This is a genomic window from Chitinophaga terrae (ex Kim and Jung 2007), assembly GCF_900107795.1.
Taxonomy (GTDB): domain Bacteria; phylum Bacteroidota; class Bacteroidia; order Chitinophagales; family Chitinophagaceae; genus Chitinophaga; species Chitinophaga terrae.
Genome location: NZ_FNRL01000003.1, coordinates 1 through 21,055 on the forward strand (window position 1 = coordinate 1; position 21,055 = coordinate 21,055).

The 21,055-nt window shown below is 48.9% G+C and carries 11 protein-coding genes and 1 tRNA gene; 8 read left to right on the forward strand and 4 right to left on the reverse strand.

The genetic code is table 11. From position 1 onward, the window contains the following. From BLV62_RS28500 to BLV62_RS04015, 3 genes are all read right to left on the reverse strand, one after another. Positions 1-249, reverse strand: a 249-nt coding sequence (locus BLV62_RS28500; RefSeq protein ID WP_211118322.1) for an ISAon1 family transposase N-terminal region protein, incomplete at its 3' end; no start/stop codon positions are given. A gap of 149 nt (positions 250-398) precedes the next feature. Then, positions 399-482 (reverse strand) — tRNA-Leu (locus tag BLV62_RS04010). 168 nt (positions 483-650) lie between these two features. Then, a complete protein-coding gene (locus BLV62_RS04015) occupies positions 651-1,805 on the reverse strand; it encodes a LacI family DNA-binding transcriptional regulator (RefSeq protein WP_089758951.1) in 1,155 nt (384 codons plus the stop codon). A 149-nt stretch (positions 1,806-1,954) separates the two neighbouring features. Here BLV62_RS04015 and BLV62_RS04020 point away from each other — a divergent pair, with 149 nt between their 5' ends. Genes BLV62_RS04020 through BLV62_RS04050 form a run of 7 tightly spaced genes read left to right on the forward strand, consistent with a single transcriptional unit; the run spans position 1,955 to position 15,724 of the window. Then, positions 1,955-4,972: a SusC/RagA family TonB-linked outer membrane protein gene (locus tag BLV62_RS04020; RefSeq protein ID WP_089758953.1), complete on the forward strand. Its 3,018-nt coding sequence runs from the start codon at positions 1,955-1,957 to the stop codon at positions 4,970-4,972. 12 nt (positions 4,973-4,984) lie between these two features. Then, entirely contained in the window at positions 4,985-6,472 is a 1,488-nt protein-coding gene (locus BLV62_RS04025; RefSeq protein ID WP_089758955.1) for a RagB/SusD family nutrient uptake outer membrane protein, read from the forward strand. Beyond that, positions 6,469-7,275 carry a sialate O-acetylesterase gene (locus BLV62_RS04030; protein ID WP_089758958.1) on the forward strand — a complete coding sequence of 269 codons (807 nt, stop codon included), beginning with the start codon at positions 6,469-6,471 and terminating at the stop codon, positions 7,273-7,275. The genes BLV62_RS04025 and BLV62_RS04030 overlap by 4 nt, the downstream gene beginning before the upstream one ends. 2 nt (positions 7,276-7,277) lie before the next feature. Next, on the forward strand, positions 7,278-9,254 hold the full coding sequence (locus BLV62_RS04035) for a glycoside hydrolase family 2 protein (protein WP_089758960.1): 1,977 nt from the start codon (positions 7,278-7,280) through the stop codon (positions 9,252-9,254). 1 nt (position 9,255) lies between these two features. Then, a complete protein-coding gene (locus BLV62_RS04040) occupies positions 9,256-11,538 on the forward strand; it encodes an FAD-dependent oxidoreductase (RefSeq protein WP_089758962.1) in 2,283 nt (760 codons plus the stop codon). Beyond that, positions 11,525-14,047, forward strand: a complete 2,523-nt coding sequence (locus BLV62_RS04045) for a glycerophosphoryl diester phosphodiesterase (RefSeq protein WP_089758964.1) — start codon at positions 11,525-11,527, stop codon at positions 14,045-14,047. The genes BLV62_RS04040 and BLV62_RS04045 overlap by 14 nt, the downstream gene beginning before the upstream one ends. A 33-nt stretch (positions 14,048-14,080) precedes the next feature. Beyond that, positions 14,081-15,724, forward strand: coding sequence for a sodium:solute symporter family protein (locus BLV62_RS04050; RefSeq protein ID WP_089758966.1), 1,644 nt, complete (start codon positions 14,081-14,083; stop codon positions 15,722-15,724). Positions 15,725-15,882: 158 nt separating this feature from the next. Here BLV62_RS04050 and BLV62_RS04055 read toward each other — a convergent pair whose 3' ends face one another. After that, entirely contained in the window at positions 15,883-16,959 is a 1,077-nt protein-coding gene (locus BLV62_RS04055) for an alpha/beta hydrolase (protein ID WP_089758968.1), read from the reverse strand. A gap of 79 nt (positions 16,960-17,038) precedes the next feature. On the opposite strand from BLV62_RS04055, the gene BLV62_RS04060 reads away from it, so the two are divergent. Continuing rightward, the gene (locus BLV62_RS04060) at positions 17,039-21,040 is read left to right on the forward strand and encodes a hybrid sensor histidine kinase/response regulator transcription factor (protein ID WP_089758970.1); all 4,002 of its coding nucleotides are present in this window, start codon (positions 17,039-17,041) and stop codon (positions 21,038-21,040) included. The last annotated feature ends 15 nt before the right edge of the window (positions 21,041-21,055 follow it).

Consider the following 21,055-nt stretch of genomic DNA (forward strand, 5'->3'; position numbering starts at 1 on the left):
TTCCCACCGACGGCGCTTTGCATGCAACATGACGCGCTGATTGCGTATGGGAAAATCCTGAATAACAACTTCTGAGAAGAATCCTTTAGAGTGAGCTTTCTTATGTTGATGTTCTACTGGAATGCTATTCTTTTCCTCCAGGTATATGTGAATACCTTCTTTGTCCTGATTTGAATCTATTAAGTCAAAATACTCTAATATTCCCGCTGGTAACAGCAATTCTACAAGTTTGCGAAAGTTCTGATCCACATGCTTTATTGGCTAATCCAATGCAAAAAAACTATTTTTATATTAATCCCCCAATTATTTAACTTGATCCGAGTAAAAGCGAAAAGTACCGGCAAAAGGGGAGATAAAATAAAAATCCCCTGTAAGTGATTACTTACAGGGGATTCTAGTGCCCAGAACTGGATTCGAACCAGCACACCCTTGCAGGCGCTGCGACCTGAACACAGTGCGTCTACCAATTTCGCCATCTGGGCATTCAGGGCGGCAAATATAAGAACTAATTCAAAATTTCAAAAGAAAATATTCAAACCTCATCCCATCATCTTGCAAAAAAAATAAAACCAGTCATCAAAGCCTGGATACTGCGGTAATCTGCGCAATATCTGATTGAAAAGCTTCAAAGCGAAGATTAACGTTAAATATCAGCGCTTCGACGATTCCCTCACTATCAACGTTGTCTTCAGCGACTTCATCTCAGGTACATAATCTTCTCCCTGTTTAATCGCCGTCAATAATATATCAGCTGCCGACCGTCCTATATCCGCTACCGGTTGCTGTACAGTAGTTAAAGCCGGTTCTATCACTTCTCCGCTGGGTTCATTGCTAAAGCCAACTATTCCTAATTCCGAAGGGATCTTTATTTTCCTTTTCTTCGCTTCCAGCATCAACTGTATGGCTACCGGGTCGTTCACGCAGAATACGGCGTCCGGGCGGTTCTTCATATTGAGTAATTGCTCTGCACATTGGACAGCATCCTTTTTCGAAAGGTTGCAATGCACAACCAAATCTTCTTTGAAGGGCAAATTGTATTTTTTCAGGGCATCGCGGTATCCGCCAAGGCGATTGCGCGTCAGGAGTAAGGACGGAGGGCCGGCAATGTGGGCGATGTTACGGTACCCATTCTTTATCAAATGCTCTACTGCTTTTAAAGCTCCTTCATAATCATTTACCAGGACTTTGGATGTATTCATTTCGTCGCACACCCGGTTAAAGAATACTACGGGGATACCATGCTTTTCGAATGCTTTGATATGATCGAACTTTTTTGTTTCTCTTGTCATGGAGATCAACACCCCATCTACCCGGTTGGCCAGTAATATATTGGCGTTGGCTACTTCTGTTTTATAAGACTCCTGCGACTGGCAGATGATCACGTTATACCCTGCCTGCGCAGCTACCTGCTGTGCGCCCATGATGATGGTGGGGAAGAAGTAGGTAAGGAATTCGGGAACGATGATCCCGATGGTGTTGCTCTTGCTTTTTACAAGGCTTTTGGCAAGCAGGTTGGGCTGATAATCCAGTTGCTGCGCCATTTCCAGCACGGCTGCTTTGGTTTGGGGATTGATGTCGCTATGTTCATGCAAAGCCCTGGAAACGGTAGATTTGGATATGTTCAGGGCTTTGGCTATGTCCACGATGGTGGTCATATGCTTCTTATGCTGCCGTATCTCTGCCGCCGGTTCTTCCGGCAACGTAAAATACATATTACAATCCTTGCAATAATAACGTTGTTTACCCCTTACAGTACCTGATTTACTGATCGCGTGCACTTGGCTGCAGCGGGTACATTTTATCATACAAAAAAATTTAAATCGATAATTCACCTATCGGAAACGTTTGCGGTATCGTTCCCGGTAGATTCAGTTGGCCCGGCCCTTTCATTGTTTAAAATTCTTCTATAACATTGCTTTACCACTTATGATTCACTGCCACAAACGCTTACGTTATGAAAAGAACAAGTCCCTTGTTTATAGTTCTGCTATTTATACTTGTCCCGTTTTTATCCCGGGCGCAATCACTGGTCCCGCTTCTTTCCGGGAAAGTAACGGATGAAAAAGGACAGGCATTGCCCGGTGCAACTGTTGCCGTAAAAGGTACTGCCAAAGGCGCCGTTACGAATGTCAACGGCCAGTTTTCACTCAAAGACGTACCTGCCAACGCATCGCTACTGGTTTCATTCCAGGGGTACCAGAATACTACTATAGAACTTCATGGTCAGTCTTCTGTTGCCGTTACGCTGAATCCTGATATCAGTAAACTCAACGACGTGATAGTGGTTGGTTATGGTTCGCAACAGAAGATCGCTTCTACCGGTTCCATTGCGTCTGTAAAGGGCGCCGACATTACTCAAACGCCTGTTACCAACGTGGCCCAGGGCCTTGCCGCCAGGGTGCCCGGCGTTCAGATCACCCAGAACAATGCCGCGCCGGGTGGTAATATCAGTGTACGCATACGCGGAACTAACTCTATCAATGGTTCATCTGAACCCCTCTACATTATTGATGGCATCCAGATCTCCAACAGCGGCGGTGTAAACGATGTAAGCCCCTTATCTACCATCAACCCAAATGATATTGAATCGGTAGAAATATTAAAAGACGCTTCATCTACCGCCATTTATGGCGCCAGGGGCGCCAACGGGGTTGTGCTGATCACAACCAAACGTGGAAAAAGCGGCGCTACCCGTGTGCAGCTGGATATGTACCGGGGCATCCAGAACATTACCCGCAAATTATCCATGCTCAATGCCTCGCAGTTTGCCCAGCTGGAAAACGATATCTATAATTCAAAGATTTACGACGATCCGGCTTCCCTCGGCCAGGGTACCAACTGGCAGGATGTTATTTACCGCCAGGCCAATGTGCAGAATTACCAGGCTTCTGTGAGCGGCGGGTCCAATAAGACCCAGTTCTCCATGTCCGGTAACTTCTTCGATCAGGAAGGTATCATTATTTCTTCGGATTTCAAACGCTATTCCTTCAGGGCTACAATTGATCATACCATCAGCGACCACTTCAAGGTAGGAACAAGCCTGCAGACCAGCTACACCATCAATAACAGCATACCTACCGGTATCAATTCCATTGACGGGCCGCTGGTTACTCAGAGCATTGTTGGCGCTACCCTGGGCGCGCCGCCAACTCTTATACCCTACAGGGAAGATGGTACCGTGTACCCGTTTGCCGACCAGTTCAATGGCCGGTACCGGGAAATTGCCAACCCCGTAGGCCTTTCCCAGATCCTCAACCGCAACACTATCCGCCGCACGCTGGCCAACCTGTATGCCGAAGCAAAGATCGTCAAAGGACTTACCTACCGGGCTTCCCTGAATGCTGATATGGGCAATACGCTGAACGACTATTATTCACCTATCTATATACTGGGTAAGGCGGAAGTGAACGCCAACTCCGGTACCGCTTCCAAAGGCAACGTTAATACTACCAACTGGCTGCATGAAAGCGTGCTTACCTATAACCGCGACTTTGGCGCTCACTCGCTTAAATTCACAGGCGTATACGCTATACAGAGTAATATGTATAACGATAATACCATCAATGCCAATGGCCTGCCTAACGATGCAACCCAGAACGAAGCTGTACAACTGGCCGTTAACCGGACAGTAAGCAGCAACCGGAGCAAAGAGTCGCTGACCTCTTACATGGGCCGTATCAACTATGGCTACGCAGATAAATATTTCCTGGATATCACCGCCCGTTACGACGGCGCCTCTAAATTCGGGGAAAACCATAAATGGGGTTTCTTTCCTGCTGTTGCCGGCGCATGGCGTATCATTGAAGAGCCTTTCCTTAAGAACAGCCGGGTGTTCAGCGATCTTAAACTAAGGGCCAGCTTCGGGCAGACAGGTAATGCAGGCGCTATCTCTCCTTACCAGTCGCTCGCCCTGGAAGGTTCGGGCAGCAACTACCAGTTCAATCATATTTATACAGTGGGTATCAGCCCAACCGGCATCCCGAACGCCGACCTGCGCTGGGAAAAATCTACACAGGCAAATGTGGGGGTAGATATCGGGTTGTTCGAAGACCGGTTGAGCATCGTGGCCGACCTCTATAACAAGAAAACAAAAGATCTCCTGTTTGTAAAGAACCTGCCGCTTTCTTCAGGCTATACTTCCATTACCGGCAACTTTGCCAGCATCCGCAACAAAGGCGTGGAAATAGCCGCCAACGCGAGGCTGCTCACCGGCAAGCTGAAATGGAACATGAACGTGAACTTCTCCGTAAACCGCAATGAACTTTTAAGCCTGGAAGGCGGCATGAATGAATTCGTGTTAAGTCCCTACAGCGTACTTCGTGTAGGCCAGCCCCTGGGTATCTTTAAAACATATGTATTCAACGGTATTTACCAGACGGGCGAAACAGTATTGCCAGGCAGCGGCAGCAGGATCGGCGGCGTAAAAGTAGCGGATCTGAATAATGATAAACAGATCACCGGCGACGACCAGACTATTACCGGCAATGCAAATCCTTCCTTTCTTTTCGGCCTGTCTTCAAATTTCACCTACCGAAATTTCGATCTGTCGTTCTTCCTGTCAGGCGTACAGGGAAACAAAGTATTTAACCTGAGCCGCTATACTTTCGAAAATGGACTCGGAGGCAGGAACGTGCTGGAAGGACTGGTTAACAGGTGGTCGCCTACCAATCCGAGCAATGAATACGCCAATGGTTTCCAGGGCGGAAGACTGCCGATATCCGACCGCTTTGTAGAAGACGGTTCCTATATCCGAATGAAGAATATCACCCTGGGCTATAAATTGCCTCCTATCAAATATCTCACGAACGTACGGGTATATGTCAGCGCCAACAACCTCTTTACTATCACCAATTACAGCGGGTATGACCCGGAAGTGAATTCCTTCGGCGGCTCCAATACCTTGATAGGAGTTGATAACCTGGTATACCCGATGTCAAGATCTTTCCTCGTTGGTTTACAAGTGGGATTTTAAAAAAATAGCAATATGAAAAATATACAATATTTTATAGGTGGTTTATTCCTGCTGCTGGTGCATACTTCCTGCAACAAACTGAAGGAAACTCCATACTCTTCGATCTTTACAGACAATTTTTATAAAACAGCTTCAGATGCCGAAGCTGCGCTAACAGCGGTATATGGTCCTATGGTGAACTTGTATAACACCGCCGGTACAGGAGCGTCTGACTTCAGCGCAGACCAGATCTACCCGCGACCCGTAGTAGGCAGGGATACTTATACCCTGTTCAGCTACGATGCGAATTATACAACACAGAAGAGCTTCAGCCGGCAAACAGAATCTCCGCAACAGATCTGGCAAAGCTGCTACTCAGGTATTGAAAAGGCTAACTGGGTATTGTACAAGGTGCCGCAAACAAACATGGATTCTGCCAGGAGAAGCGTGATCCTGGGCGAAGCCTTTTACATGCGCGCATTCTATATGTGGATGCTTACCAAGAACTTCCGCGATATCGTAGTTAAAACATCGCCAAGCATCAGCCTCGATTCTGCCCTTATCGGCAAAACAGCCCAGGCAGACGTATTTAAACAGATCTATCGCGACCTGGACCAGGCCATCGCCAAGCTGCCGTCTTACTCTGCCAGCATTCAGAAAGGACGGCCTTCCAAGGAAGTAGCCATGGCGCTATATGCCAAAACGGCTTTGTATGCACAGGATTGGGCTACGGCGCTGGACAAGGCTTCGCAGGTCATCTCTTCCGGCCGTTATAGCCTGATGCCTGAAGTACTGGATGTATATGATGTAACGAAAGAAGATGCGGCAAGACAGGAAAATATGTGGGCCTTCGAATGCGAGAGCGCTTCGCCAGGCTACTCTACCCAGATCATAGGCTTGTACGGACCTAAGAACAGCGATGGTCCCCAGTATGCCGTCACTTCATACGGCTCTGCGTTTGCTTACCAGGCATTCTTTGATTCATTCAATCCTTCAGATAAAAGAAGAAAACTGCTCGATACCAATTATATCAATAAACTGGGCCAGGTGGTAGCGCAGAAAGATATTACTCCTATCACCACCCATGGAGTGTTGGTGAAGAAATATATGGATAAGAATTCCGTAGGCTCAAGCGGCGCTATCAATATTCCTATCCTGCGCCTTGCGGATGTTTACCTGGTAGCGGCGGAAGCGGCGGCACGGAAAAGCGGTCCCACAGCGGAAGCATATAGTTATATTAATACAGTGAGGAAAAGGGCCGGGCTGCCCGACCTGACAACAGGCCTGGGGAAAGATCAGTTCGTGGATTCGGTATTGCAGGAACGCAGCTGGGAACTGTTTGCAGAAGGCGACCGCTGGTACGACCTGACAAGGACCAATACTTTCCTGCAGGTTATTCCTCATGCGGTTAATGATGTATTTCCTACCCGTGCGCCGCAGGCAAAACATCGCTATTTCCCTATCCCGCTGGACGAGATCAACGCGAACCCGAAACTGGAACAAAATCCTGATTGGAAATGAGATGGTTCATTTGCCTGATGATACTTTTTTCGCAACGCACAATGGCGCAACAGTTGTTTCTCGCCGCGGGCCAGAGCAATGCCGTTGGGATGGCAGATAGCGCAATGTCTGTTCCCTGTGCGCCAGGTACCGCATTTGAATACCGTTGGGCGTCCGACTCGCTGGTGTACCTGGCAGACCCGGTGGGCGAACGGGAACTGCATTTTGAAAGCGCGCATACAGGAAGCGCATGGCCTGCATTCGCAAAAGCTTACCATAGCCTGACAGGTAAACAGGTAGTGATTGTACCGGCAGCCAGGGGCGGCAGTTCCTGCCACTATAAAGCGGAGCTGAACAATTATGGAACCTGGGACAGGAAAGGAAGGCTTCCGCTGATCGACAGCGCCATTATCAAAGCCCGGGCAGCCGTCAAAAAAACAGGACAACCCATAGCAGGCATCCTGTGGAGCCAGGGAGAAAGGGATGCCAATGCCATCAACGCAAAACAGTTGACAGCTGGCGAGTATGAAGAGCAACTTATGGCAGTAGTGAAACAGTTCAGAGAAGCGCTTGGCAGGCAGGTCCCCTTTTACATTATTCAAACAGGTCATTATCTCAATCATCCTGCCGCCGGTTTCGACGCCGTTCGCGAGGCACAGGAAAATGCGGCGAGGAAAATGAAGCATGTCTTTATCGTGTATACCGGAACAACAGGCTTCGCAGGCAAAGGTTGGATGAAAGATGAAATACATTATAACCAAACAGCATTAAACCACATAGGAGCAACAGTTGCAGAACAGGTTGCACAAAAAGAAAAAAGATAATTATGACAGGACGATTAATTTGTTTGCTGGTATTTGCGCCATTCCTGCTCTTTGGGCAACGCCGGCTGGACCATAGCCTGAACAGTGAATGGAGGTTTGCGGCAGACCCGATAAAAGTAGGTGAACAGGAAAAATGGCAGGATACTACTTTTCCTTCCGGCAACTTCGATAAAGTAACTGTGCCGCACTGTTTTTCCACAGATCCCCGTTATTTCTTTTACACAGGCGCCGCCTGGTATTTCAAGCAATTCGAGGCTGCCGCCCCGGTTGCAAATGATCATGTTTTTCTCCGGTTTGATGCCGTTTTTTACAGGTCGAAGGTTTGGCTGAACGGCGTATTGCTGGGCACTCACGAAGGCGGCTACACGCCATTTGAGTTCGATATCACTACCCTGCTGAAAAACAGGAACACGCTGGTTGTACAGGCAGATAATTCCTGGGACACTACCACTATTCCCGGTGCAAAAACAACCGTCCCTTATTCCGGCGCCAATCACCGGCAATTCTATCCCTGGATCAATTACGGCGGCATTACAAGGAAAGTAAGCCTGGTTACACGGCCGGCAACTTTTATCAGTAATACAAAGATCCTGGCTACCCCGGATCTGGTGAAGGATAATGCTGCTATCCGCATAAAAGCGTTTGTTCGTAACAACGGTACTGCTCCGGTTACAGAGAAAGTGAATGCAGTTGTGGCCCGCAGTACTGTACGCTTTAAACCACAGGAAATAAAACTCGGCCCGGGAGCCGAAGCAACAGTAGAACTAACAGGCGTCATCCCTGCGCATGAAGTAGCGTTATGGCATCCGGATGCGCCCAATTTATATACAGCCACTATCAGCTGCGGCAGGGATACCATTCAGAAAAAATTCGGTATCCGTAAAGTAGAAGTAAGCGGTACCCGTTTGCTTGTTAACGGCGAACCGATAAAGATGGGGGGCTGTAACCGCCCGCTCGATTACCCCGGTTACGGATCTTTGGACCCCCAGGCGGTATTGGAGAAAGACCTGTCAATGATCAAAAGCGGAGGCATGGAATTATCCCGCATCAGCCATTACCCGGTGTCTGAAGAACTGCTCGACTGGGCCGATGAACATGGCCTGATGATCATAGAAGAAGCGGGCAACTGGCAGATGACGCCAAAGCAGATGAATGATACCATGATGCGCCGCAAATTCCAATCGCAGCTTGCTGAAATGATGGAACGCGACTGGAACCATCCAAGCGTGATCGCTTACAGCGTAGGCAACGAATTCCAGTCGCACACGGATGCAGGAAAAGCCTGGGTACGGGATATGAGCGCGTTTGTTAAATCGCTGGACAACTCGCGGCTGATCACCTTCGCCAGCATGCTGGTATTCCAGGATTTTATTAAAAAACCGGAAGATGAAGCTTCGCAATACGTGGATTTCGTGAGCGCTAACATATACGGCAATCACCTGCATGCACTCCAGCATGTTCATTCCCTGTACCCCGACAAACCCATTTATGTAAGCGAATTCGGTATCCGTACAGATGCCGTGAAATCGGAAGACGACAGGGTAGCTTATCTCCGCAAGGCTATGCAGGCATTCAGGCAATGCGATTACCTGGTAGGCGCTTCGGTATGGACATTCAACGATTATTTCAGCCGTTTCCCCGGCACCAATCCAAACGGCTACAGGCCCTGGGGCCTTGTGGAGCCAGACAGGTCGCCCCGCGATATGTACAAGGTATGGCAGGAAGAATTTGCCCCCGCTACTATTGAACTGACGAGGAAAGACGGGGGACGCGCCAGCATCCGTATCACTGCCCGTAATGATTTTCCTGCATATACCCTTAAAGGCTATACGCTGAAATGTAATGGGGTAGATCACCAGCTCCGGACATTGAGACCGGGAGAAAGCATGGAGCTGGATATAGCGCTGGCAGGAGGACTTGCAGACATCGCCCTGCTGAAACCAGGCGGCTTTACAATCATGCAAAAAACATTAAAATAAAATGATAAGATCAGAGAGCATTGAGAAACGTTCCTGCCCCCTGGTTACACTGGAAGCTGGCCTGATCGTCACGGGTGGAGGATTGTCGGGTATCTGTTGTGCCGTGACGGCGGCCAGGGAAGGATTAAAGGTAGTACTCGTGCAGGATAGGAGTGTGCTGGGCGGAAATGCAAGCAGTGAAGTACGTTTATGGGTCCTGGGCGCTACCTCTCACATGGGTAACAATAACAGGTGGGCAAGAGAAGGAGGCGTTATAGACGAAATACTGGTAGAGAATACGTACAGGAATCCCGAAGGCAACCCGGTAATACTGGACACCATTCTGCTGGACAAGGTTGTGGCAGAACCCAATATTACGCTGCTGCTGAACACCGCTGTATACCATGTAGAAAAAAAGGATAAAGATACCATCGCCTCTCTCAGGGCCTTTTGCAGCCAGAACCAGACAACTTACGAGCTGAAGGCGCCTTTGTTCTGCGATGCCTCGGGCGACGGGGTAGTAGGGTTCCTGGCGGGAGCCGCTTTCAGAATGGGGGCAGAGCCCATGGAAGAGTTCAACGAACTGTTTGCGCCGCCCGAAAGTTATGGCGAACTATTGGGGCATTCACTTTACTTCTATTCAAAAGATACGGGCAAGCCTGTACGATTTATTCCTCCTTCCTTTGCACTTAAGGATATTACAGAGATCCCGAGGTTCCGCAGTTTCAATGCGCAGGACTATGGCTGCAAACTTTGGTGGATAGAATACGGGGGACGTATGGATACCGTACACGATACAGAAAAAATTAAATGGGAGCTCTGGAAGATCGTTTACGGGGTATGGGATTACATCAAGAACTCCGGGAATTTCCCCGAGGCGGAAACCCTCACCCTGGAATGGGTTGGCATGATCCCCGGCAAGCGGGAAAGCCGCCGCTTCGAAGGCGATTATATACTTAAACAGCAAGACGTTATTGAACAACGCATACACGACGATGCTGTGGCATTTGGCGGATGGAGCCTGGACCTGCACCCCTCAGATGGCGTTTATTCCACGCAGCCGGGCTGCACGCAATGGCATAGCAAGGGCATTTACCAGATACCTTACCGTTGCCTTTATTCCAGGAATATTTCCAACCTCTTTCTCGCAGGGCGTATTATCAGCGTTTCGCATGTTGCCTTTGGTTCTTCGCGCGTTATGGCTACCAGCGCTTATGTTGCGCAGGCTGTAGGTATGGCCGCTGTACTGTGTGCAAAACTGGGCTGCCAACCCTCTGCGTTGTATACAGAAGGGCATATGCCGGAACTGCAGCAATGGTTGCTGCGCAGCGGGCAGTTTATTCCAGGTATTGCATCCGTAGAGGAGAACGATCTTGTACAATCTGCAACCATCAGCGCCAGCAGCGAACTGGCTCTTTCTGTACTGGAAGAAGATATGTTGATGCCGCTGGATCTGGCGGCTGCGCAGATGATACCCGTAGCCGCAGGACCCATACCCGCTTTCAGCCTGCATGCGTATAGCGACGAACCTACCGTGTTGCAGGGAGAGATCAGGCTCAGTTCCCGCAGGGGCAGTTATACGCCTGATAAAACCATTGCCACGTTTGAATATAAGATACAACCTGGCAGGAACTGGATCCAGGTGAACCCCGGCGTAACGGTCAACGAGTCGCAGTATGTTTTTATCATGCTGCAAAAAAATCCGTTGATCAGTATCAACCGGTCAGCCAGGCGGATCACAGGCATCCTGTCTGTATTCAATACCATCAATCCCGCTGTTTCTAACTATGGCAAACAGGAAGCGCCTGATGGCATCGGCATCGATAACTTTGAATTCTGGGTGCCTCAGCGCAGGCCTGCCGGTCATAACATTGCATTGCGGTTTGATAAACCACTGCAGGCCTTTGGCGCAGACAATATCCGCAATGGCCTGGCCAGGCCTACTACCCAGCCTAACGCCTGGGTGGCAGACCTGAACGACCCGGCGCCTGCTCTTACCTTATCGTGGGATGCAACAAAGCAGGTTAAAAAGCTTATCTTATCTTTTGATACAGACTTTGATCACCCTATGGAATCGGTACTGATGTCGCATCCTGAAAATGTAATGGTGTTCTGTGTACGCGACTATGCCATCTTTGACGACGAGGGGCGAAAAGTATATGAGAAGCAAGGAAATTACCAGACAAGGAATATAATCGAATTCCATGAGGCGGTAAATACTACCAGTCTTACTATCCGGTTCACGCATCCTTCAGCCAATACGCCGGCTGCAGTTTTTGAAATACGAGTATATGAGAACAATTAGCCTGTTTACTATATGCCTGTTGTTATCCTTCACTGTTCGCGCCCAGCAGGTATCGCTGGCTAACAGCGAAGTGCGCATTCAATGGAAGCAAACAAAAGAAGGATGGAAAATAAGCGACCTGCGTTATCATAACCAACCGGTGGCTATTCCATCGGGCGAGTATACTTTATTGTATTCCGCAGAAAAGCCGGCCGACAAAGCCGCTATCACCTTCCAACGGAACGATGGCAAACCATGGCCCGACACGGCCTATCATTACCAGATCAACGCCTGGAAACAGGCAACCACTCCTGTAGCATTGAATACTGCCGGCCAGGCATTTCATTTTTACCCGGCTGGCGCTAAACAGGTATCGCCTACGGAAGTAGTATTCACCTGGTCGTCTCCGCTTGCTACCTTAACCGCTACCTGGTCACTGGATCGCCTATACGCCGGCGACGTCCGGGTGCATATGCAGCTTCAGTGTAAAAAGGCGGGCTATTATTCACTGGCCAGCCCGGCTACTGTTACTGTGGCTAAGCAGGATATGTCGTGGACCGTTATGCCGGGTTATTTCCAGGGCGGCGATCTGCAGGAGGATATGGTGCGCAGTTACGCCTATGGGCAAGGCATACCGGTTATGCCTGTACTGTATAGAGAACGTTGTGCCAGTTCTTTCTGTCCTGTTATCACAACGAAAAAAAATATATCCCTGGCCGTGATACCCGACCCGGGGCTGGGTAGAGACCCCTGGGAAAACGATCACTATACGCATCAGCAATGGGAACTGGCGCTCTCGCACATGAACAGGCGGGCGCAGTTATCGCCTACTATCTACTATCCTGTGCTGGGTGAACCTCATTCGCTGAAACAACCGGATGATACCATTGGCTATAGTTTTCGGTTCAGCCTTCAACAGGGCGAATGGTACCAGTTACTCACCCACGCGGTTAACGACATTTATGGGTTCAGCAAAACACTTACATTACGGAAAAATACGCAGTCGCTTACCAGCCGGGTAGAACATATGCATCATTACCTGGCCGACAAACATACTTCCCTGTGGAATATTAAAGACTATAATGGTCTCATGATCGGCGGGCAATCGTACCTGGGAGGAGTTGTAGGTTCCAAGGGGGATGCGATCAAAAACGCCGATTATGGCGCTATGTGGATGCTGGCAGCTATCAGCGGCGATCCGTACCTGAAAGACAGTGTATTGCCTTATGCGCTGAATTTCAAACTGGCCCAGCAACAAACAGCGCCCGGGTTTTTCCAGGGTGCAGCTACAGGGCAATACTATCTTTCCAGAAGCAAAATGTTCACTGAAGAATGGGGCGACTTCGTGGAGCCTGTCAGCCTTACTTATTACGTGATGCTGGACATAGGAAACATATTGTTGTTTGAACCAAACGACGATACGCTAAAGCACAGGTTGGCGCTGGGCGCCGATCTGCTTATGAAATGGCAGAAAGCTGATGGCAGCTGGGAAGTGGCATACGATCGGCATACCCGTCAGCCCCTGTTCACAGATATTAAAGACCTGAGGCCAACATTTTACGGATTGCTGGTGGCTTACCGGGTATTGAAAGATGAGAAATACCTGGCAGCAGCAAGGAAGGGAGCCGACTGGTTCATAGAAAATGCTGTCAATAAAGGCCATTTCATCGGCGTATGCGGGGATGCGCGGTATGCCCCGGATTTTGCTACTGCACAGTCGGCGCAGGCCTTGCTGGATCTTTATGATCTGACGCACGATAAGAAATACCAATCAGCCGCTATCCGCACTGCACGCATGTACCTGACCTCTGTTTATACCCAACCGGTACCGGATAGAAAAATAAAAACGGTGAAAGGAGTTAAGCGGGAAGACTGGCAGATATCGCAGGCCGGCCTCAGCTTCGAGCATGGAGGCATCATTGGTTCTGCAAATGGCGCAGGTCCTATTATGCTGTGCAGTCATGCCGGCATGTTTGTGCGGATGTTTCAACTGACCGGCGATAGTATATTTGTTCAGATGGCCAGGGCGGCTGCAATAGGCAGGGATGCGTTTGTAGACCCTGCAACCAGCGTAGCTACCTATTACTGGAACGCCATGAACAAAGGCGCTGGCCCATACCCGCATCATGCGTGGTGGCAGATAGGATGGATCACCGATTACCTTTTATCGGAAGCAACGCTTCGCTCTAACGGCAAGGTAACTTTCCCGAGAGGATTTGTTACGCCAAAAGTAGGGCCGCACGAGTCGTATGGTTTTGCACCGGGAAAGATCTTTGGGTATGAAGCTAATCTTTGGCAGGAGGAAGGTTTTGTAACCTGCGATAATCCGAACATTGAATATATACTGGCAAAAGGAACGGACGGTAAAAGAAAGTTTGTTATACTGCTGAACGATATAGGAACACCTGTAAAAGGGCGCCTGGAAATTAAGAACGCGGCAGGAATAACAGATCTTGTTACCGGCGCCGGTGTAAATGCGCCGGAAGTAGCATTGGATGGATATGGCATAAAGGTGTTGATGATACAGTAGTTGATAGCATAAAAAATAATTTAAATCATTCGAATGGCGCAACTGGATTTTATAGTTATGGCAGTTTTTGCCTTGCTGGTACTCGGCATTGGTATGTTGTTCACCCGCATAGGCAGTAAAAATTCATCTGCTTTTTTTGAAGCCGGCGGCGCTACGCCCTGGTGGATCAATAGCATATCTTTATTCATCAGCTACTTCTCTGCCGGCACATTCGTGGTGTGGGGGTCTATTGCTTACAAAAGCGGTTTTGTGGCTAATGGTATTCAACTGACCATGGTGTTTGGCGGCGTGCTGGTGGCGTTGTTCATCGCGGCGCGATGGAAACGTACAGGCGCTGTTACTGCTGCCGAATATATAGGAAAGCGGCTGGGAACAGGCACCCAGAAATTCTATACCTTCCTTATTATGCTGCACGGGCTTTTTACTACAGCCTCTGTATTATACCCCGTAGGTAAAATGGTGAGCGTAGCGACGCCGCTTTCTTTGAACACCTGCATCCTGATCATAGGAGGCGTAATTGTATTGTATACCTCTGCCGGCGGTTTATGGGCGGTATTGGTTACAGATGTTGTGCAGTTTGTGATCCTCACGGCGGCGGTAGTGATCGTGATCCCAATGGCGTTGCAGGAAGCCGGCGGGATGCATGCATTTGTAGACAAAGCCCCCGACGGCTTTTTTAATTTCTTCAATTCCGAATATTCTTTTGGTTTCTTCCTGGCATTCCTGGCCTATCAAACGGTTTATATAGGCGGCAACTGGGCATATGTGCAACGGTACACCAGCGTATCCAGCGAGCGCAATTCCAAAAAAGTAGCATGGCTGTTTACACTACTGTACCTTGTCAGCCCCTTTATCTGGATGCTGCCTCCTATGTTATACCGGGTGATCAATCCAACGCTTACAGGTTTGCAACCCGAAGGCGCGTATATGATGCTTTGCCAGCAGGTATTACCGGCAGGGTTGATTGGGCTTGTACTTTCGGGTATGATCTCGGCCAGCGCCAGTAAAGCCAATACAACTATCAATATTATGGCGGTTGTATTTGCGCATGATGTCTACAAAAAAGTTCTTAACAGGCATGCTTCAGAGAAAGCGCTGGTACGCGCCGCCCGGTTTTTTACCGTATTCTTTGGCGGCGTTACTATCGGGATTGCAATGCTGGTGCCGCTGATCGGCGGTATCGTGGAAATGGTGTTAAGTACCGCTTCCATCGCGGGTGGTGCTTTGTTTGCCCCCATCATCTGGACGCTGTATTCCAGGCGTCAGACAGCGGTTTCTGTTGTTACCGCATCCGTATGCGGCCTGGTGATCAGCCTTGGGTTAAAGCTCATGGGGCCGAAGCTGGACCGGGTATGGGAAACAGCGCTGGGAGTAGGTATCCCGATTGTGGTGCTATTGTTGTGGGAAGTGTATTATTTTATTAAGAAGGAAGAAGTAGCGCCGGAGCTGCTGCAATCTTCGCCGTCGGCAGCAACGCATACCGTAGAGCAGCAGGGAGATGCCAGAACGCAGAACCAATTTGGTATGAGGGTGATTGCCGCTGCTATTGCAATAGTGGGAGGAGGAATCGCGGTCCTGGGATGGGTAGCGGTTGGCGGCCGGGTAGCGTTGATAACCGGCCTGGTGATCGCCCTTTGCTCCTGGCCTCTATTCCGTGCAGCAAAGGGTATAAAATAAGAAATTCGCGAAGAGGGGCGCCGCCCTTACTCTGAATAGATTGTTTGACAGGTTGGCCTTCGTTATTCTTTCTAACTTCCCCGCAACACAACTATAAAAAACAAAGAGGATGTCTCAACTTTATTGAGGCATCCTCTTTTGTTTTTATAGTAATGAATTTATTTCCCGTTCTGCCCAAACACCAAACTTTTAGAGAAAAATTGCAGCATTTTTTCTTCAATACGTTTAGCTACGCGGTTGATGTGATCGCCTTCATATATCTCGAAAGCATGTTCGATCTTGTATTTATTTAATTCGCTGTCGAGCACTTTGATGCTTTCCGCTATTCCCCTGTCTTTATCTCCTGCATCAAACCCGATGGATTTTAGCTGGCGGATATTGTAGATATATTGATCCAGGTTATTGAGCGGCCTGTTTGCATCCCATTTCTGCAATATTTGCGGTTGCAGGTTTCCGTCCTTTACCGGCAGGTCCAGGTAAAAGGGAGGATTCTCGGGATTGGGCGACCAGGCCGCCGCCGATGCAAAGAGCGCTTTGGTGAAGAAGTCGGCTTGCTGGAATGCTTCAATTGTTTTGATACCCTCTGCACGCTGCAGTTGTGAAGTCATTGCCGCCACAGGTTCGGTGGGTGAATTCAGGCAACAGGGGCTTAGCAGGTAAACGGCGGAAAATACATCCGGGTTCTTTTCGCCGATCCGCAATGCGCCATAGCCGCCCATAGAGTGACCGCAAATGCCTCTTCCTTCTTTCCTGGCGATAGTCCTGTAATGACTGTCCATGTAGCCTGTCAGCTCGCGGGCGATGAAGTCTTCCCAGTTGCCGGTTGTAACAGAGTTGGAGTACATGCTGCCCTGGAAGCGGGTAAACGCATCGGGCGTAACAACGATCATTTCATGTGCCGGATCTTTGGAAAATGCGGTGTCCAATATTGGAGGCAACGACATCCAATGCGGTTGGAATCCGTATACTTTTGCGTCGTTATCCGTATAGCCATGCAGGAAATATACTACCGGGTACCGTTTCCGGGGTTGGGAATTGTAACTGGCCGGCAGGTAAACGGAAATGTAACGATCGGCGGAGTCGCCGCTCAGGTTGCCTTCGAGAAGCTGGCTGTGGATCCTGATTCGTAACGTGGTGCCTTTTGCGATCTCTTTCTTCTGCGCCCGGGCTGTCATACCCAAAGCCAGCGACAGGAAGATGAATGCAATGGCAATAAAGGGTGTGTTTTTGTTCATTTGGATACAATAAGAGTTAATAATTGTCAGTCAGACAAAAATACATTATTTTGCCTGCTCCTGTTGACTATTTCCACGAATGCGAAACGCCTTTTACCTGTTACTGCTTTTTCTTTGCAGCCACGTTGTGGCGCAGCACCGCATTACCGGCTACCTGGGTATTGAACAAGGCTTATCCAACAATTCTGTAACCTGCATTCACCGCGATCATAAAGGCTTCATGTGGTTTGGTACTTATGATGGCCTGAACAGGTATGATGGCTACGCGATCCGGTCGTTCAGGAACCGGCTGCACGACAGCACTTCGCTGGCTTACAACCGTATCACAGCGATCCTGGAAGATCCGCTCGGGAATATCTGGGTGGGAACCAAACATGGGTTATGCACATACAACGACTCTTCCGGCCTGTTTTCCCAGGTACAATATCAGCCCTGCAACAGCAACGCAAAACAACAGGTGGTTTCCGAAATATACTCCATCGCTGCCGATAAATCCGGCAATATCCTGGCAGGAACTGCTGATAAAGGATTGCTGGCAGGCAAGCGGGGAAAGAAAGAATTATACCAGGTGCCGTTACCTTCTGCAACAGGGCCGGTTGCATATGCGGTGGCCGGTATAGTAACCGATGAAAAGAACAATAGCTGGTTGTTTATCAATGGCCGTGGATTATTCAGGTATGATGCCGATAACCAAAAGATCGTACAGGTGAATAACCAGTTGCTGGCCGCCAACTGTTTGCTGGCCGCAGGGCAGGGGCGCATCCTTGCCGGCACCGACGATGGTTTGCACAGGTACGATATTTCCACGGGCCAGTGGGAATCTCTCAGCCAGGCAGCGGGATGCAGCGGAAGTAAAATTATAAACCTGGTGAAGGATCACGAAGGGCAGTTATGGATCTCCACAGATGGCGACGGCATTTTTATCTTCTCGGAAAAAGCAGGCAAAGCCACTGTCATGAAAGCGGGGAACGACAGGGAAGGACTGACCAGTAATGCTGTATATGCAGTGTATGAAGATAAAGACCAGCGGAAATGGATAGGTACCTTGCGTGGCGGGATCAATATAATCGATCGCCAGAAAGTACGTTTCCGTACCATCAGCCATGTTGCCAACACCAGGAGCCTGGTCAATAATTTTGCTTTTTCATTCTGTGAAGAAGACGGCGATAATATCTGGATCGGTACCGACGGCGGAGGCATCTCCCGCTGGAACAGGGCCAGGGAAGACTGGCAGCATTTTGTACATCAACCCGGCAACGTTAACTCGCTCTCCAATAATAATGTTACCAGCATAGTCAGGGATAAGCAAGGAAATATCTGGGCGGCTACTTTTGGCGGCGGTATAAATCGTTTCGACAAAAGGCGCCAATGTTTTGTTCATTATAAATGTATAGATGGAAGGGAAGACAGGTTTATCTGGAAACTGTACCTGGATGCAGCCGGCAACCTGTGGGCCGGGGCCTGTATGGGCGGAGCGTTTTACCGTTATAACCCGCAGGCCGACAGGTTCGAGGTATTTGATCATTCGTTAAAGGATGTACTCACCATCGCAGAAGACAGGAACGGCCAGCTCTGGGCCGGCACTTATTCTTCGCTGGTAAAGGTGAATAAAACGGGGACCGGTCACCAGGTCTTTCATCTTAATCTCATTGTCCGTTCCCTGTATGAAGATGCATCAGGGAATTTCTGGGTCGGTACGGAAGAAGGAGGGCTGCTGAATTTCAACAGAACGAATGGTTCATTTACCCAGATCACGGAGAAGGACGGATTGCCCGGCAATTCTATCCTCAATATCATTCCCGATAACAGCGGTAACCTCTGGATGAGCACTTACAACGGTGTTGCCAGGTTCGGAACAAAAGACCGGCGCATCAAGAACTTTTATGCTTCAGATGGATTGCAGAGCAACCAGTTCAACTATAACGCGGCGCTGGGGCTTAGCACCGGCGAAATTCTTATGGGAGGCATAAAGGGCTTTAATATATTCCATCCCGATAGCATATCTGAAAGGACCATTTTTCCTGACCTCAGGATTTCAGGGCTTCGTATCTCGAATGAAGACGCTCACCCCACAACGCAGGTTACCTTGTCGTATAATAAGGCAATGTTTTCTCTCGACTATGTAGCGCTTGAATATTCAGCGCCTGATAAGATCAACTATGCCTATTTCCTGGAAGGATGGGACAAGGATTGGAACTATGTACGCCAGCTCCGGACGGCCAATTATTCCAGGCTGAAAGAAGGAGATTATATATTAAGAGTGAAAAGTACAAATGCTGATGGCATCTGGAATCCTGATGAACTGAAGATCTTTATAAAAGTACTGCCTCCCTGGTACCGTACCTGGTGGGCCTACTGCATTTATATTTCGCTGGTTGCCGGCATGTTGTATGCTTACCGCCTGTACCAGCGCAGGCAGGCGAGAATGGATTATGAATTGCAGCTATCGAGATTGCTGGTAGAACAGGAGAAGGAGCTGAACGAGAAGAAATTATCTTTCTTCACAAATGTTTCACATGAGTTCCGCACTCCGCTTACCCTGATCATTAACCCGGTGAAAGAACTGCTGCAGGATGGCGGCAGTGAAAACAAGAACCTGTCTATTGTTTACAGGAATGCCCGCAGGTTATTAAGCCTTGTTGACCAATTATTGCTTTTCAGGAAGGCAGAAAGTGAAGAGGATAAATTGAAGATAGCTCCGCTCAATATCACAGACCTGTGCCGGGATGTGTTCCTCTGTTTTTCCCACCAGGCGGAGTTGAAGAAGATCAGGTTTGATTTTAATACGGAAGAAGGCTTGCCATTAATATATGGCGACCGTGAAAAACTGGAAGTCGCCATTTTTAACCTTCTTTCCAATGCTTTCAAATATACGCCGGACGAAGGGGCTATTTCTCTCTCCATTACTTCAACAACAGAACTTATTAATATATATGTAAAAGATACCGGTTGCGGTATTTCAGGAGAAATAGGCGAGAAGGTTTTCGAACGCTATTACCAGCCGCGTACCCGTGAAGCACGAAGGAACGGGTTCGGTATTGGCCTGTACCTGGTCAGGAAATTTGTTACCAGTCATGGAGGCCAGGTATCTTTCGAAAGCATTCCCGGGAACGGAACTACGTTTACCATCTGCCTGCCGGTAGTTTCTGCGCAAATGGAAAACATACCCGGCCAGGACGAAACGATGGTTACGGATACCTTCCTGGGCATGCTGGCCGAAGACCAGGCGCTTGAAAAGAATGCGGAAGAAGAACCGGCTGCAGAAGACGCCCTGGAGATACTGCTTTCCCTACAGCCATCTATGCTCATCGTGGACGATAACGAGCAAATGAGGGAGTATATACGCGAGATATTCAGGAGCCGGTTTACCATTTATGAAGCCAGTGATGGGGAAGAAGGCGTTGCCCTGGCCGTGAAATACCTGCCGGATATTGTGATCAGCGATGTATTGATGGATCAATTGAACGGCATTGATTTTTGCCGGCGCATTAAAAATGACCCGGCATTGGCGCATATTCCAATCGTGCTGCTTACAGGCAGCGCTTCTGAAGAAACGAAACTCCAGGGGATCGAGGGAGGAGCGGAAGACTACATCACCAAACCATTTGATAAGGAGCTTTTTTCTGCCCGCATACTAAATATTATAAGGAGCCGCCATGCCCTGCAACGATATTTTTACAGCGAAGTAACCGGGATGGCAGGAAGCCAGAAGATCCCCAACGAGCACAAAGAATTTATGAACCGTTGTATCAGCACGGCGGAAAAGCACCTTTTAGACCCCGATTTCAATATCCGGGTGTTAGCCCGTGAGCTGGGCATCAGCCATTCGTCGTTATACAAAAAGATCAAGGCGGTTTCCGGGCGTTCGGTAAGCGAGTTTATACGGCTGATCCGTCTTCGTAAAGCTGCCGAGTTGCTGATCACCACCGAATGCAATATAAGCGAAGCAGCTTATATGGTCGGGTTCAATGACCTGCGATATTTCAGGGAACAGTTTTCCAAGGTCTTCGAGATGACCCCTTCCAAATATCTTCAGCGGTACCGCCGGAAATTTGATAAAACCCCCGGCAACCCGGCCTGATTTACTATTTTCTCC

Excerpts from the sequence above, each read along its gene's own strand:
- BLV62_RS04015 (WP_089758951.1), bottom strand. The coding sequence starts at position 1,805 with ATGATAAAATGTACCCGCTGCAGCCAAGTGCACGCGATCAGTAAATCA.
- BLV62_RS04020 (WP_089758953.1), top strand. The coding sequence starts at position 1,955 with ATGAAAAGAACAAGTCCCTTGTTTATAGTTCTGCTATTTATACTTGTC.
- BLV62_RS04025 (WP_089758955.1), top strand. The coding sequence starts at position 4,985 with ATGAAAAATATACAATATTTTATAGGTGGTTTATTCCTGCTGCTGGTG.
- BLV62_RS04030 (WP_089758958.1), top strand. The coding sequence starts at position 6,469 with ATGAGATGGTTCATTTGCCTGATGATACTTTTTTCGCAACGCACAATG.
- BLV62_RS04035 (WP_089758960.1), top strand. The coding sequence starts at position 7,278 with ATGACAGGACGATTAATTTGTTTGCTGGTATTTGCGCCATTCCTGCTC.
- BLV62_RS04040 (WP_089758962.1), top strand. The coding sequence starts at position 9,256 with ATGATAAGATCAGAGAGCATTGAGAAACGTTCCTGCCCCCTGGTTACA.
- BLV62_RS04045 (WP_089758964.1), top strand. The coding sequence starts at position 11,525 with ATGAGAACAATTAGCCTGTTTACTATATGCCTGTTGTTATCCTTCACT.
- BLV62_RS04050 (WP_089758966.1), top strand. The coding sequence starts at position 14,081 with ATGGCGCAACTGGATTTTATAGTTATGGCAGTTTTTGCCTTGCTGGTA.
- BLV62_RS04055 (WP_089758968.1), bottom strand. The coding sequence starts at position 16,959 with ATGAACAAAAACACACCCTTTATTGCCATTGCATTCATCTTCCTGTCG.
- BLV62_RS04060 (WP_089758970.1), top strand. The coding sequence starts at position 17,039 with ATGCGAAACGCCTTTTACCTGTTACTGCTTTTTCTTTGCAGCCACGTT.